This is a genomic window from Streptomyces sp. NPDC058308 (assembly GCF_042880275.1).
GTDB lineage: Bacteria > Actinomycetota > Actinomycetes > Streptomycetales > Streptomycetaceae > Streptomyces.
Genome location: NZ_JBHVZA010000018.1, coordinates 1 through 15992, shown reverse-complemented (window position 1 = coordinate 15992; position 15992 = coordinate 1). Strand labels below are relative to the sequence as shown.

General features: G+C 73.4%; 5 protein-coding genes and 2 pseudogenes. 6 read left to right on the top strand and 1 reads right to left on the bottom strand.

Annotated features, from left to right (window positions below; translation table 11 throughout):
• The first annotated feature begins 143 nt into the window (after window positions 1-143).
• From ACFVYL_RS23800 to ACFVYL_RS23790, 3 genes are read left to right on the top strand one after another with little or no spacing between them, the layout of a single operon-like run.
• Window positions 144-3557 (top strand): amino acid adenylation domain-containing protein, encoded by a 3414-nt coding sequence (locus tag ACFVYL_RS23800; RefSeq protein WP_389719270.1) that lies wholly within the window; start codon window positions 144-146, stop codon window positions 3555-3557.
• Window positions 3557-7852, top strand: a complete 4296-nt coding sequence (locus ACFVYL_RS23795) for a type I polyketide synthase (RefSeq protein ID WP_389719269.1) — start codon at window positions 3557-3559, stop codon at window positions 7850-7852. Before ACFVYL_RS23800 ends, ACFVYL_RS23795 begins: the two co-directional genes overlap by 1 nt.
• Window positions 7853-7854: 2 nt before the next feature.
• A complete protein-coding gene (locus ACFVYL_RS23790; protein WP_389719268.1) occupies window positions 7855-14328 on the top strand; it encodes a condensation domain-containing protein in 6474 nt (2157 codons plus the stop codon).
• A 9-nt stretch (window positions 14329-14337) separates the two neighbouring features.
• On the opposite strand, the gene ACFVYL_RS23785 is transcribed toward ACFVYL_RS23790, so the two are convergent.
• A complete protein-coding gene (locus tag ACFVYL_RS23785; RefSeq protein WP_389719266.1) occupies window positions 14338-14604 on the bottom strand; it encodes a hypothetical protein in 267 nt (88 codons plus the stop codon).
• 376 nt (window positions 14605-14980) lie between these two features.
• On the opposite strand from ACFVYL_RS23785, the pseudogene ACFVYL_RS23780 reads away from it, so the two are divergent.
• The 3 genes and pseudogenes from ACFVYL_RS23780 to ACFVYL_RS23770 form a co-directional block, all read left to right on the top strand.
• Window positions 14981-15196: pseudogene (locus tag ACFVYL_RS23780) on the top strand (2Fe-2S iron-sulfur cluster-binding protein); the annotation flags it as partial.
• A gap of 8 nt (window positions 15197-15204) precedes the next feature.
• Window positions 15205-15624 (top strand): hypothetical protein, encoded by a 420-nt coding sequence (locus ACFVYL_RS23775; protein WP_389719265.1) that lies wholly within the window; start codon window positions 15205-15207, stop codon window positions 15622-15624.
• Window positions 15625-15655: 31 nt separating this feature from the next.
• Window positions 15656-15992 (top strand): annotated as a pseudogene (locus ACFVYL_RS23770) (hypothetical protein); the annotation flags it as partial.

The window sequence follows — 15992 nt, the reverse complement described above, 5'->3', positions numbered from 1 at the left end:
GTGCACCCCGCTGCTACGTTCGGTCCGGGCCGAGGAAGTCGGATACCGGCACCGTCGGAGAACTACGACTTCGGGAATTCGGGGAATGCCTGTCGGGGCACCCGGCTCACTGTTCCGAAGAGAGAAAACAGGGGACCCGCGCAGTGACGAGTACCGAGGACCGCACCGAGATATCCCCCGAGGAACAAAGGCGTGAACTCACCCGGCTGCTCCAGGCGGAGGCGGGACTGCGACGGCCGGATTCCGCCTTCGCCCCCGTTCCCGCCCACGAGCCGGGGAACGACACCGCCGAGTCGGCGCCCGCGCCGCTGACCGCCGCCGAGGAGCGCATGTGGTTCCTGCGGCACCTGCGGCCGGACGACATCGCCTACAACCTGTGCGGGGGCATACGCCTCACCGGTGCCCTCGATCCCGACGCGCTGACCGCCGCCGTCACCGGCCTGGTGGCCGCTCACGACATCCTGCGCACCCTCTACCCGGCCGGGGACGACGGGGCGCCGCTCCGGAAGGTCCTGCCCGCGCCGGACACGGTCCCGCTTGACCTGACGGACCTGGGCGCCCTGCCCCACGACGAGCGCGCACACGCGGCGGACCGCGCCGTCGAGCAGGAGGGGCGCCGGCCTTTCCGGCTCGGCGAGGAGACGCCGCTGCGGCTGCGCCTCCTGCGCTTCACACCGACCGATCACCTGCTCACTCTGACGGTCCACCACATCGCCTTCGACGACACCTCCTGGGGACGGGTCCTCGACGAGCTCGCCGCCCGCTACGCCGTGGCGAGCGGGGCCGAAGGGGCCGTGGCCGCCCGCCCCGGCGTGCAGTACGCCGACGTCGCGCGGTGGGAGCGGGGTCAGCGCGACGCCGGCGCCTGGGACCGGCAACTGGACTACTGGAAGGACCGCCTGGGACAGCGCCCCGCCGCCCTCGCCCTGCCCGCCGACCACCCCCGCCCCGACAGCGGCGGCAGCGACACGGACGGCGTCCGCCGCGACGGGCTCCTCGGTGCCGAGGACAGCCGCGCCGTGCGCGACCTGGCCCGTACGAGCGGGGCCACGCTGTACACCGCGCTCCTCGCCGGCTACCAGGCCGTCCTGCACCGCTGGAGCGGCGAGAGCGACATCGCCGTCGGGTCACCCGTCGTCAATCGCGGCCGGACCGAGTTCGAGGACGTCGTCGGCAACTTCGGCAATACCGTGGTGCTGCGCACCGCTCTCGCCGGCGCGACGTCCTTCCGCGCGCTCCTCGCCCGTACCCGGGACGTCTGCGCCGACGCCTTCGCCCACCAGGACGTGCCCTTCGACCGGGTCGTCGAGGCGCTGCGGCCCGCCGACGCGGTCGGCCAGGCCCCGCTGTTCGACGTGGTGTTCTCCTTCGTCACCGCACAGCCCCGCCGGGTGGACACCCCCACCGTGAGCTTCGCCGAGCACCCGCACCACAACGGAACCGCCCGCTTCCCGCTCGTCCTGGAAGTGCGGGAGTCTGCCGACGGGCTCGCCTTCGGGCTCACCGGCAGGGCCGACCTCTTCTCGGCGAGGGCCCTGGAGAGGATGCTGGGCCACCTCCTGACGTTCCTGCGCGACGCGGCCGCCCGCCCGGACGTCCCGCTGGGCGACCTGCGGATCCTCACGGACGCCGAGGAACACCGGGCACTGTCCGAGTGGAGCCGTTCACGCGAGGACCCCGCCGAGGACCGCCCGCTGCACCGGCTGGTGGAGGAACAGGCGGCCCGCACCCCCGACCTCGTCGCCGTCGTCGCGGGCGACACCACCCTGACGTACCGCGAACTGAACGCTCAGGCCACAGAGTTGGCGAGTCGGCTGCGGGCCGAAGGGGTGGGCCCCGAGCACATCGTGGGCGTGCATCTGACCCGCACGCCGCAGCTGGTGGTGGCGCTCTTCGCGGTCCTGAAGGCGGGCGGCGCGTTCATGCCGCTGGAGCCGGACTGGCCCGTCCTGCGGCTGCGCTCCGTGGTGGAGAACAGCGGCCCCCTGCTCGTGCTGACGGACAGCCGGCACACCGCCGCACCGCCGCCGCTCGACGTCCCCGTGCTCGACCTCGCGCACCCCGTGGCCCAGGTCGACGGCCCGGCCGCGCCCGGTGGCGAACCCGCGATGGAGAACGTGGCCTACGTCATCCACACCTCCGGCTCGACCGGCACCCCCAAGGGTGTGATGGTCCGTCACCAGGCCATCTCCAACCGTCTTGTGTGGCAGTCGGGGCTTCTCGGCATGACCGAAGACGACCGTGTCCTGCACAAGGCGCCCATGGGTTTCGACATCTCCGTGAACGAGATCTTCCTGCCCTTAGTGAACGGCGCCCGACTCGTCCTCGCGGACCCCGGCGCGCACGGCGACGTCGCGTACCTGGCCGAGCTGATCGAGCGGGAGAAGATCACTTTCCTCTACATCGTGGCCTCGATGCTGGAGGTCCTCATCGAACGCGACGACATCGGCCGGTCCGCCCGCTCGATCCGCCACCTGTGGTGCGGCGGCGAGGCGCTCACCCCCGCGCTCTACCGGCGCTTCCGCGACCGCCTGGACGCCACCATGTACCACGGCTACGGCCCCGCGGAGACGACCATCGGGATCAGCTGCCAAGTCTTCGACGAGGACGAGGACGGCGCGGTCGTCACCCTCGGCAGGCCCAACCCCAACGCCCGCCTGTACGTGCTCGACCCCGCTCAACAGCCCGTCCCGGTCGGCGTGGTGGGGGAGATCCACATCGGCGGCATGCCACTGGCCCGCGGCTACCTGAACGATCCGGTGCGCACCGCGGCGGCCTTCGTGCCGGACCCGTTCGGCGTCGAGCCCGGCGGGCGGCTCTACCGGACCGGGGACCTGGCCCGCTACCGCGAGGACGGGCGCGTCGAGTTCATCGGACGGGCCGACCACCAGGTCAAGGTCCGCGGTTTCCGTATCGAACTGGGCGAGGTGGAGGCCACCCTCACCGCCCACCCGGCGGTGCGCCAGGCCGTGGCGCTTGTGCGCTCCTCGGCGCCGGGCGGCGCCCGTCTCGCCGCCTGGTGCGTGCCCGAACGGGCAGTGACGGAGGGTGAGTTGAGGGAGTGGCTCACGGCCCGCCTGCCGCACTACGCGGTGCCCGGCGAACTGCGCCTGCTGAGCGCCCTGCCGCTGACCGCGGCGGGCAAGACGGACCGCGCCGCCCTGCTCGCCCTGGAGCCGGCCCCCGCCCCCGCGGTCGCCGTGGTCAGCCCGGAGAGCGACCTGGAGCGCGAGGTCGCCGCCGTATGGACCGAACTGCTCGGCCGGACCGACATCGGCACCCGGCACAACTTCTTCGACGTGGGCGGGCACTCGCTGCTGCTCGTGCGCGCGCAGACCCTGTACAGGCGCCGCCTGGGCAGGGACATCCCCCTGGTCGAGCTGTACGACCACCCCACCGTGGCCGCGCTCGCGGCCCATCTGTCCCGGGAGCCGGGCGAGGGCGGGGACCCGGAGCTGGAACGCGTACGGGCCCGCGCCCGGCGCCGCAAGCAGCGCGGAAGCCGAGGAGCGGCGGGCACGGCCGGGACCCACGAGGGCCCCGGTGAGAGGACGTGATGAGGACTGTGGACAACGCACTGGCAGCCGGCGCCGAGACGCCCGACGAGGGACACGCCGACACGGACATCGCCGTCATCGGCATGGCGGGACGCTTCCCGGGCGCACGCGATCTGGCGGCCTTCTGGGACAACCTGACGGCGGGCCGCGAGTCGGTCGCCCCGCTCAGCGACGCCGAGTACCTCGCCGCGGGCGGCGACCCCGGCCTGCTCGACGACCCCTACCTGGTCAAGATGGCCTCCGTCGTCGACGGCATCGACGAGTTCGACGCCGAATATTTCGGCTACCCGCCCGCCGAGGCGGAACTGCTCGACCCGCAGCAGCGGCTCTTCCTCGAGTGCGCACATCACGTCCTGGAACACGCGGGATACGGCCCGGGCACCACCGAGGGCCTGGTCGGCGTCTACGCCGGAGCGCAGCAGAGCCGTTACTTCCTCGACCACGTCCACCCCCGGCTCCGCGCGGGGGACAGCCTTGCCCTGCACCACGCGCAACTCGGCAATGTCAACAGCACGCTGGCCACCCGTGTCTCGTACGAGCTCGGTCTGACCGGCCCCAGTTTGTCCGTGCAGACCGCCTGCTCGACCGCGCTCGTCGCGGTGCATCTCGCCTGCCAGGACCTGCTCGACGAGCGCTGCGACGCGGCGCTGGCCGGGGGCGTCTCGCTCAACCCGGCCTTGCGCCAGGGCTACCGCTATGTGCAGGACGGGCCGTTCTCCCGGGACGGGCACTGCCGGCCCTTCGACGCCGACGCCACCGGCATGCTCGGCGGCGAGGGCGTGGGCGCCGTGCTCCTCAAGCGGCTGGCCGACGCCATCGCCGACGGCGACCACATCCACGCCGTCATCAAGGGCACCGCGATCAACAACGACGGCGACCGCAAGGTGGGCTTCGCCGCCCCCAGCGTCGCCGGCCAGGCCGAAGTGCTCGTCACCGCCCGGACCCTGGCAGGAGTGGACGCCGGCACCATCGGCCTCATCGAGGCGCACGGCACCGGCACACCGGTCGGCGACCCCATCGAAGTGGCCGCGCTGACCCGGGCGTTCGCGCTCGACACCGACCGCACCGGCTTCTGCGCGCTCGGCTCGGTCAAGAGCAACATCGGTCATCTGGACGCCGCCGCGGGCATCGCCGGTCTGATCAAGGCCGTCCTCGCCCTGGAACACCGTACGGTGCCGCCCAGCCTGAACTTCCGTACGCCCAACCCGCACCTGTCACTCGACGCGACGCCCTTCTACGTGCCGACCACGGCCCGCCCCTGGCCCGCGCCACCCCACCCGCGGCGCGCCGGGGTCAGCTCCCTGGGAATCGGCGGGACCAACGCGCACGTCGTCCTGGAGGAGGCGCCCGCCCCCGCGCCCCGCCCCGAAGGCACCGAAGGCACCCAAGACACGGCCGAGCACCTGCTCACGATCTCCGCCCGCTCGCCCGAAGCACTCGACGAGCTCGGCCAACGGCTCGGCGAGCGCCTGCGGGACGAGCCAGGACTGACCCTCGCCGACGTGGCGCACACGCTGCGCTCCGGCCGCCGCGCCCACCCCCACCGGCGCGCCGTGGTCGCCCGTGACACCGCCGAAGCGGCCCGTGCGCTCGCCCCGGGCGGCCCGGCCCACCGGGCGGCTCCCGGCCGCCCGGTGGTCTTCCTCTTCCCCGGCGCGGGATCGCAGCACCTCGGCATGGGCCGCGACCTGTACGAGCGCGAACCCGTCTTCCGCGAGCAGATCGACCGCTGCGCCGAGATCCTCCGCCCGCACCTGCCCACCGACCTCCGGCGGATGCTGTACGAGGAGGAGCCCGCGACCGGCGGGGTCTTCCCTGCCCTGGTGGCCACCGAGTACGCGCTGGCCCGCCTCGTGATGTCCTGGGGCCTGCGCCCCGCGGCGCTGCTCGGCCACAGCCTCGGCGAGTACACCGCGGCCTGCGTGGCCGGCGTCCTGCGCCCGGAAGAGGCCCTGCCGCTGGTCGTGCGGCGCGAAGAACTCTTCGAACGGGCCGCTGGAGGCGGCGGGATGACGGGCGTGGCGCTCGACGAGGCCGAGGCGGCCCGGCTCGACCCGGAGCTGTCGCTGGCCGCGGTCAACGGACCTCGCGCGTGCGTGGTCGCGGGACCCGAGCACGCGCTGGCCCGCGCCGAACGACGGCTGACGGAGCAGGGCGTCGACCACCGCCGCATCCGCTTCGGAGCCGCCGCCCACTCCCCCCTGCTCGACCCGGTCCTCGACACCTACGCCCAGGCGCTGGGCACCGTCTCCCTCCACACCCCCGACATCCCGTACGTCTCCAACCTGACCGGCACTTGGGTCACCCCCGAGCAGGCCACGGACCCCGCCGCCTGGGTGCGCCACACCCGCGAGCCGGTGCGGTTCGCCGACGGCCTGAGCACCCTGCTCGCCGAGGGCGACCCGCTGGTCATCGAGGTCGGCCCCGGCCGCGCCCTGGCCACGCTGGCCCGCCGCCAGGCCGGACCGGACACGCCGGTGCTGCCGCTGATGCGTCACCCGCAGGCCCAGGAGCCGGACCGGCGCACCCTGCTCCAGGCCGTGGGGGACGCCTGGAGCCACGGCGCCGACATCGACTGGGAGGCACTGCCCGCCGGGCCCGCCCCCCGCCGCGTCCCGCTGCCCGGCTACCCCTTCGCCCGCACCCGGCACTGGATCGACGTCCAGCCGCACACCGCCCCGGCCGGGCCCCCTGCCGCCCCGCCCACGGAACGCTTCCCGGTCGCGCTCTCCGCGCACCTGGGCTGGATGACCGCCACCGAGGAGCGGCTCGGCGCCGAGCACGCCGCCCGCAGGCTGCCCGCCGAACTCACCGAGAGCCTCGACGCCCTGGCCGCGGCCCACGTCTGCGCGCTGCTGCGCCGCGCCGGAATCCCCACCACGCCCGGTGCCGTCGTCGAACGTGGCTCAGTCCACGCGGCGTTCCGCACCGTCGACGCCTACCGGCCGCTCGTGGACGCCCTGCTGGGCCTGCTCGTCGACGACGACCTGCTGACCGAGGACGCCGACGGGCTGCGCTTCACACAGGCCGTCGCCACCGTGGGCGACCCGGACGCGCTCACCGACGCCGTCGTCCGCGCCCACCCGGAGCAGGCCGACGACCTCGCCTACCTCGACCACTGCGTACGCCACTACCCACAGGTCCTGTCCGGAGAGCTGGCGGGCACCGAAGTGCTGCTGCCCGAGGGAAGCGACGAACGCCAGCGGGCCCTGATCGACCGGCGGCTGGCCTTCAGCGACATCCCGCTCTACCGCAGGCTCATCGCCCGCACGGTCGCCCGGCTCTCCGCCGAGGCGGGCGGACGACCCGTGCGCATCCTGGAGATCGGTGCCGGACGCGGCTACCTCACCTGGGACGTCGCCGAAGAGCTGCGCTCACTGCCCGATGTCGAATACCACTTCACCGACCTGGGCCGCTCCTTCGTCCTGGAAGGACAGCGTCAGGCGCGGGAACGAGGGCTGACGGGGATGGAGTTCGGCGTCCTCGACATCACCCGCGATCCGGCACCCCAGGGCTACCCGGCGGGCTCCTTCGACCTGGTCCTCGCCTTCAACGTGCTGCACGCCACCCCCGACCTGCGCCAGGCCGTGCGGCACGCCGCGGAACTCCTCGTACCCGACGGGGTGGCGATGCTTCTTGAGGCGTCCCGGCAGCAGCGCTGGTCGCTGATGACCACGGGCCTGTACGAGGGCTGGTGGTACTTCGACGACGACCTGCGCGAAGGCTCCCCGCTCGTCGGCACGTCGGTGTGGCAGGAGCTGCTGCGCTCCGAGGGCCTCGCCGACGTCACCACCTTCCCCCGCTCCGCCACGGACGACGCGAGCGACCACACCCTGGTCGTCGCCCGCCGCGACACGGCGCCCCGGGCGGACGACACGTCCGTTGCCCCGCAGGCCGCCGTCGGCCGTTCCTTCAACCGGCGCCCGGACCTGTCCGTGGCCTACACCGCCCCGGCGACCCCGCGCGAGAAGGAGGTCGTCGCGGTCTGGGAGGAGGTGCTCGGCATCGACGGCATCGGAGTCCACGACAACTTCTTCGACCTGGGCGGGGAGTCGCTCCTCGCCATGCAGCTGATGGCGCGGCTGCGCGACCGGTGCGGCGTCGAACTGTCGTTGCGCCGCATCTTCGACGCCCCCACCGTCGCCGACCTCGTCCTCCTCCTTGACCGGGCGGCGCCGGCCACCGCGGGCCGCATCCGCCGCAGCGCCCGTCGCGGCAACCCCGCGGCCGCCCAGGGCGCGCCCGCCCAGGGCGCCCCATCCGAGCAGCACGACAAGACCGACAAGACGGAGTAGCCGTGTCCCTGGCCGAGCACCCCCAGTCCACCGCCCCCGCCGACGCCGGACCGCTGCGCTTTCCCGCCTCGTACGCACAGCAGCGCATGTGGTTCTTCCACCAACTGCAGCGCGACAACCCGTACTACAACATCCCGCTCGCGCTGCGGTGGTCCGGCCGAGTCGACGTGGCGGCGCTGCGGTCCGCCCTGGAGCAGGTGGTGGCGCGCCACGAGATCCTGCGCACCACCTTCGCCACGGAGAACGGCGAGCCGCTCCAGGTCGTGGCCGCCGCGGGGGCGCCGGCCCTGGAGACCGTGGAACTGCCGCCCGAGCAGGAGAGGCAGTGGTCCCTGGACTGGGTGGACCGGCCCTTCGACCTCACCCGCGGGCCGCTGCTGCGGGCCGCGCTCGTGACCACGGGACCCGACCGGCACCTGCTGATCCTCTGCCAGCACCACATCGTCACCGACGGCTGGTCGCTCAACCTCCTGACCCGGGAGCTGACCGCCTTCTACCGCGAGCGCCTCACCGGCGAGCCCACCGGGCTGCCGGAGCTGGAGATCCAGTACGCGGACTTCGCCGAGTGGCAGCGCGACCGCCTGGACGGACCCGAGCTCGAGCGCCAACTGGCGTACTGGCGCGCTCAGCTGGCGGGAGACCTGCCGACCCTGGAGCTGCCCGCGGACCGCCCGCGCCCCGAGGAACAGGCATTCCGCGGCGCCCGTGTCGATCTCGCCCTGCCCGCCGACCTGACCGAGGCGCTCACCGCGCTCGGCCGAACCCACCGGGCCACCCTGTTCATGACCCTCTTCGCGGGCGTCAGCGCACTGCTGCACCGCTACACCGGGCAGGACGACGTGCTGGTCGGCTCCCCGGTCGCGGGCCGCGAACAGGTCGAGACGGAGGCGCTGCTGGGGCTGTTCGTCAACACTCTGGTGCTGCGCGCGGACCTGGCGGGCGAGCCGTCGTTCGCCCAACTGCTCGGCCGCGTCCGGCAGATGTGCGCCGACGCCTTCGCCCACCAGGACGTCCCGCTCGACAAGCTGGTGGAGGACATCCAGCCGGAACGCGACGCGAGCCGCACACCGCTGTTCCAGACCCTCTTCGCGCTGCAGAGCGGACCGGACACCGAACGTGCCCTGCCCGCCGCACAGTTGCGCGCCGAGGCGCTGCCGCGCGCGTCGACCCGCTTCGACCTCGAATTCCACCTGTGGCTCGACGGCGGTCAGCTGCGCGGCACGATCGTGTACAGCACCGACCTCTTCGACGAAGCGACGGTACGTGGCCTGACCGGCCATCTGCACCGCCTCCTGGCCGAAGCGGTCCGCGCCCCCGATCGCCCCGTCGCCGACCTGCCCCTGGACGATGCGGACGCGCTCCCGGCCCCCGCCCCCCTCGCGCCCGACACGGTCCCGGCACGCCTCACCGCGCAGACCCTCCGTACCCCCGGGGCCACGGCCCTCACCACCGACACCGACCGGTACACGTACGCGAACCTCGACGAACGCGTCCAGGCCGCGGCGGACCGGCTCCGTGCCCATGGAGTGCGCCACGGTCAGCGCGTCGCCCTGTGCCTGCCACCGGGGCCCACCTCCGTGACGACGGCGCTCGCCCTGCTGCGGATCGGCGCTGTCTGCGTCCCGCTCGACCCCGCACTGCCCAAAGCTGCCGCCCACGCCTTCCTCGCCGACAGCGCGGCGCAACTGCTGCTCACCAGCGGCGCGCCGCCGTGGCCGCACGAACTGCCCGCCGTGGACCTCGCCGACCCGCCGACCGCCCCGGAGGACGGCGGCGAACCGACGACCCTGCCCGTACGGCCCGGTGATCCGGCTGTCGTCGTCCACGGCGACCACGGCCCCGTCCCGGTCACCCACGCCGAACTCTGCGACACCGTGGACTGGCTGCAGCGGCGCACCCCGCTCACCGCCGACGACATCGTGTTGCACCACAGGCCGGACGCGCTGCTCTCCGCCGTCCACGCCCTCCTCTGGCCCCTGCTGCACGGCGCGTCCGTCCACCCGGCCCGGTCGGCCGAGAGCTCCCCGGCGACCGTCGCCTTCCTGCCGCCGTCCACCCTGGCCACCACAACCGCCCGCCTGCGCCTGGTCCTCACCGACGGCGGCCGGCTGACGGCCCGCCTCGCGGACCGGTTCCATGCGGACAGTGACGCCGTGCTGCACCGCCTGTGGCCGCTCCCCGAAGCCGGCGGCTACGCGGCGGCCCTGCGGTGCGACCCGGGCCTGACCGACCAGGAACTGAGCACCGCGGAGCCGGGCAACCGCCCGGTCACCCCCGTCGACACCCGTTTCCAGCCGCTCGCGGCAGGCATCCCGGGGCCGCTCCACGCCCTCGGAGCCCGGCAGCACGTCGCCTGGCGCGGACGCCGCCTCGCCGACGGCCGCCTCTCCGTCGACGACTCCGCCGACCGGGTGCGCCGCGACGGCCGCACCGCCGCGCCCGCCGACATCGAGAACGCGCTGTTGCGCGAGGAATCGCTCGCCGCCTGCGCCGTTCTGCCCCTGACCACCACCGACGGGGTCGAGGAACTGGTCGCCTACGTGGTGCCCACCGGCCCCTTCCACCCCGCCCGGCTGCGCGCCCACGCCGCCGCGCTGCTGCCCGCCGCCCTGGCCCCCAGCGCCTACGTCGCGGTCACCTCGCTGCCCCGCACCCGCGGCGGCCACCTGGACGAGGCCGCCTTGCGGGCCCTTCCTGTGCTCGACGAGGAGCTGATCCGCCGGTGGGAGGAGGCTCTGCCCACGGCGAAGGTCACCCTGACCGAGGACGCCGCCGCGAGCCCGCAGGAGCGCGTCCACACCGCCACCCCCGGGCCACTCGCCGAACCCCCCGCTGGAGACGGCGGTTCGGCCGTGCCCACCGACTCCGCCTCTCCCCACGCAGCCTCCGGCCCGGACACCCGCCCCGCCCTGTACACCGGCCCCGGCAGCGCGGTGCCGGACGTGGCGACGCTCCCCGAGGCGCTGCGCCGAGCCGCCGCCACCGCCGCGGGCGACATCCTGCTCCTCGACCACCAGGGGGAGGCGCGCGTACTGGACTACGCCGCGCTCGCCGCAGAGGCCGGGCGCGTGCTCGGCGGACTGCAGGCGGCCGGCCTCGCCGCCGGTGACCGTGCCCTCCTGCAGTGCCCCGACCACCGGGACTTCCTCGTCGCGTTCTGGGCGTGCGTGCTCGGCGGCATCGTCCCCGTACCACTGGCCCCCGTCTCGCCGTCGCAGGACGGCCCCGCCGTCGACCGGCTCGCGGGAGCACTGGAGCTGCTGGACTCACCGATCGTCCTGACCGACGCGACGACCGCCGGCGCGCTGGAAGAGGCCGCCGCCCGCCGTTCCTGGACCACTCCGGTACGCCTCGGTGTGCTGGACGAACTGCGCGCCGCGGCCCCCGGCACACCGCACACCGCGGACCCCGACGACGTGGCGCTGCTGCTGCTCACCTCGGGCAGCACCGGCGCCCCCAAGGCCGTCGCCCTGCGCCACCGCAACGTGCTCGCCCGCTCCGCGGCCACTGCCGCCGCCAACGGCTTCGGCCCCGCCGAGGTGTCCTTCAACTGGATGCCCCTGGACCATGTCGGCGGCATCGTGATGTTCCACGTACGGGACGTCTACCTCGGCTGCCGTCAGATCCACGCACCCACGGCATGGGTCCTCCAGGAGCCGCTGCGCTGGCTGGCGGCGGTCGACGCCCACCGGGCGACGCTGACCTGGGCGCCCAACTTCGCCTTCGGCCTGGTGAACGACCGGGTCACGGAAGCAGCCGAAGCTGCCTGGGACCTCTCGTGCCTGCGGTTCATCCAGAACGCCGGCGAAGCCATCATGCCCCGCGTCGCCCGCCGATTCCTGGCCGCCCTCGCCCCCCACGGGCTGCCCGCCACCGCGATGCGCCCCTCCTGGGGCATGTCCGAGACGTCGTCGGCCGTCACGTACTCCGACGCCTTCACTCTCGACACCACCAGTGACGACGCCCCCTTCACCGAGGTCGGCCGCCCGCTGCCCGGCACCACCCTGCGCATCGCCGACGAGCACGAGCGCACCCTGCCCGAGGGCACACCGGGACGCCTGCTGGTGAAGGGCCCCACCGTCACCTCCGGCTACCACGACAACCCGGAGGCCAACCGGTCCGCGTTCACGCACGACGGCTGGTTCGACACCGGGGACCTGGGCGTGCTCCGCGAGGGGGCCCTCACCATCACCGGGCGCGCCAAGGACGTCCTCATCATCAACGGCGTCAACCACTACTGCCACGAGATCGAGTCCGTGGTGGAGGAACTCGACAGCGTCGAGAACTCCTTCACCGCGGCGTGTGCGGTCCGTGACCCCGGCGCCACCACCGATGGCCTCGTCCTCTTCGTCCACCTCCGTGGAGACCCGGCCGACCCGGCACACACCATCCGGGAGATCCGTTCCCACCTCGTGCGCCGGACCGGCCTGAATCCCCGCCACGTCCTGCCCGTGGAGCGCGAGGAGATCCCCAAGACCGAGATCGGCAAGATCCAGCGCGCCAAGCTGCGCGACCGCTTCCACGCGGGGGACTTCACCGAACTGATCCGCGCCACCGACCTCGCCCTCGGCAACGAACGGACACTGCCCAACTGGTTCTACGAACGCCGCTGGACCCCCGCCCGCCCCCAGCGGGGCCCCCGTTCCGACGCCACGCTGCTGGTCCTCGCCGACCGACTGGGCCTGGCCGACGCCCTGGTGGCCCGGCTCGGCGCGGACGGACGCCGCGTCGCCCGGGTTGATCCCGGCGAGGACCGCGCCCGGCTCGCCCCCGGCCACTACCGCATACGCCCGGACCACCGGGAGGACCACGACTGGCTGTTCGGCGCGCTCGACGCCGACGGACTCGCCCCCGGCGAGATCGTGGATCTCACCACGTACGCACCACCGGTCACGGGCGAACCGGAACGGCCCGTACCGTCCGCCACCGCCTGCCTCGTCCACCTCGTACAGGCCCTCGACGCCCACCGCGACGAGGACGGCGGCGACCTCGTCCTGCGCGTCGCGGGGCGCCACACCCAGCACGCCGTTCCGGGCGACCGCCCCGACGGTGACCGGGCGGCCCGTCTGGCGCTGCTCGTCAGCCTCGTCCAGGAGATTCCCTGGCTCACGGGCTCCCACCTCGACCTGCCCGGCGAGGGCACCCCCGGCACCGATCTGCCGCACCTCCTGTCCGAACTGAGCGCTCGCCCCGGTGAGCCGGAGGCGGCGGTACGAGAGGGCCGTCGGCTCGCCCCGCGCCTCGCCCAACTCCCGGGTGTCCCCGCCCAGTCGGACTCGCCGCTGCGGCACCGGGGCGTGTACGTCGTCACCGGTGGCCTCGGCGGGCTCGGCGCCGAGATCTGCGCGTACCTGCTCGACGCCTACGACGCCCGGCTGCTGATCCTCGGCCGTACCCCGCTCCCGCGGGATGCCGAGGCGGCGGCCGACCCCGCGGCCCGCGCCCGCGTCGAGACCCTGCGGGCATTGCAGGCCCGCAGCGACGACGTCCTGTACGCCACGGCGGACGTCTGCGACATCGACCGGACGCGTGCCGCCCTGGGCCTGGCCCGCGCACGCTGGTCACAGGAGCCCAGCGCGGTGCTGCATCTCGCGGGCAGCTTCCGCCAGCAGCCGTTCCTCACCCAGAGCGTTGACGAACTCGCCGAGGTGCTCGCGCCCAAGACCACCGGCACGCAGGTCCTGCTGGACTGTCTCGCCGACAGCCCGGAGACCGTTCTGATCGGTTTCTCCTCCGTCAACGGCGCGCTCGGCGGGGCCCTGGCGAGCGGATACGCGGCCGCCAACGCCCACTTGGACGCCAGGGCACACGGGTCGAAGGACCTCCGCGTGCGCAGTCTCGCCTGGAGCCTGTGGGAGGAGACCGGCATGAGCCGGGGCCGGCACCTCACCGAACCGAGCCGTGCCCGCGGCTACCACTCCATGGGCCGCGGCGAGGGACTGCGCGCCTTCCTCCACGCGCTGCGCCACGACCGCCCCCACGTTCTGATCGGCCTCGACGCGTCCAAGCCGTTCATCCGCAGTCGTCTCGACGCCCCCGCGCGCCTGGTCCACCGACTGAGCGCCCACACCCCGGCGCCACCGGCTCCCCTGTCCGACCGCTACGGCCACCCGACGACCTGCGCCCCCTCCGACACCGGGAACGAGACATCCTCCGGCGGGGCCCCCGCGCCGGCCGGCCCCACCCAGGAACTGGTCGTCCGCACCTGGCGCGACGTCCTGCACCTCGACCGCGTGGGCCCGCACGACAACTTCTTCGACCTCGGCGGACACTCGCTGCACCTGGCCCGCGTGCACAACCTCCTGGAGACGGCCCTGGCACGCGAGTTCTCGATGGTCGACCTCTTCCGCCACCCCACCGTCGCCAGCCTCGCGGCCTTCCTCGAGACCCCCGCGACACCACCCCCCACCCGAGCCACGGCCCAGGCCCGAGCCGACCGCCGCCAGTCGGCCCGAAGCCGCCGACGACCCCGCTGATGGTGTCGGTCATGTCGCCAGGTCCAGCCATTCCCCGGCGGACAGTACGTGGGCGCGACGTCCGGAGTGCGTGCGGAATTCGTTCTCCGGGTCGCAGACCTCGACGTAGCCCGCGATCTTGTCCGGCTGCTCCGCCTCGTAGTGCATCGGCCCCGCGTACCGGGCGCCGAGGATTTCCGCGGCGGCGGCCTGCCTCGGGTCCATCGCGGCGGGCAGTGGGCTCGGCGGTTGCAGGTGCGGCGCGTCGACGACTGTGCCGTTGGCGGGCAGGAACACGACCAGGCGTCCACGACGTCCGTGGCCAGCTGGTGCAGGACCAGTTCGCACTCCTCCGTTCCGGTGGCGCGGGATCGTGAACAGGCGGCCAGCGGATGTACACCAGCTCTGCTCTCGCTCGCCTCGTCCAGTGCACCGCCTGGGCTCCCGGCCGGATCGCGCACGGCTCCTGAGTACGCCGCCCTGATGTGCCGCTCTGCGGCAATTTCCGGGTTTCCCCTCACCACGCTTCGGCACGTCGCTGTCCCGTGCTGGGCCCCCTTGCGCCCGCTTCTCCCGCGCCCGTTTCTCTCATGAGGCGCGTCTGAACACAGAAAGCTGCCTGAATTTGGCGAACATGACATCGACCGATCACGCACCGAAACAGCTGCCCCGCGTGACAGAGGCACGGATCACGGTCAACGGGAAAGAGACACCGCTTTCCCCGGCCACGCCCCACACCACAGTGCTGGACTTCCTGCGTGAGCGCGGCCTCACCGGCACCAAGGAAGGCTGCGCCGAGGGTGAGTGCGGCGCCTGCTCGGTCATGGTGGCCAGGCCCGGCGTGCACAAGCCCACCGACTGGGTCGCGGTCGACGCCTGCCTGGTTCCAAGCGGGCGATGGCGTGGCAGCAGGTCGCCAAGCTCCTGGCGCACCTCAAACGCCTGAACAAGGTGCTCATCCATCCTGACGGGGTGCCTCCGGAGTCCGTCAGCTACTACCAGGGCAGCGCTGCGCACTGCCCTGACTACGCACCCGAGTGGGTGCTGGGGCGGCCCAGATGGGTGTCCCAGGAGCCCCTGAATCCGCTCGAATGGGAGCTGGGGCGGCTCAGTCTGTTGTTCGAGGGAACCCTGAACCCGCAGGCGGGCGAACGCAACGACATCGCCCGCCAGATGCACGCCCTCCTCGACCCCGACGGAGACCGCACCTGCTGGCACGGCCCCGTCGCCATCGCCGCCTGCAGCAGCCAATCCGGCCCAAGTCTCCCGGCTGCTTGCGGCGGTTGCTCAGCAGCGCGGGCGCGGCCCCCACCTTGAGACGTTCTTCGGTTGTATGTACTACGCGGCCATGAGGCCGGCGGAGGTCATTCACCTCCGGCTCGAACAGTGCCATCTGCCCGAGACCGGATGGGGGATGCTCAACCTGTCGGGCGGCGTCATCACCGCGGGCAAGGAGTGGACGGACGACGGAGCGGTGCACGAGGTGCACTCGCTCAAGCGCCGTGCGGCTACCGCGACCCGGCCGGTGCCCATCCCGCCGCAGTTCGTGCGCATCCTGCGGGGCGCACATCAAACGGTTCGGCGTGGCGCCGGACGGGCGGCTCTTCCGGAACCAGGCCGGCAACTACGTGGACGCGTCCGCGTATGGCATTACGTGGGCGCGTGCACGGAAGCATGTCCTGACC

Coding starts and splice junctions, on each gene's coding strand:
- ACFVYL_RS23795 (WP_389719269.1), top strand. CDS start 3,557: ATGAGGACTGTGGACAACGCACTGGCAGCCGGCGCCGAGACGCCCGAC.
- ACFVYL_RS23775 (WP_389719265.1), top strand. CDS start 15,205: ATGGCGTGGCAGCAGGTCGCCAAGCTCCTGGCGCACCTCAAACGCCTG.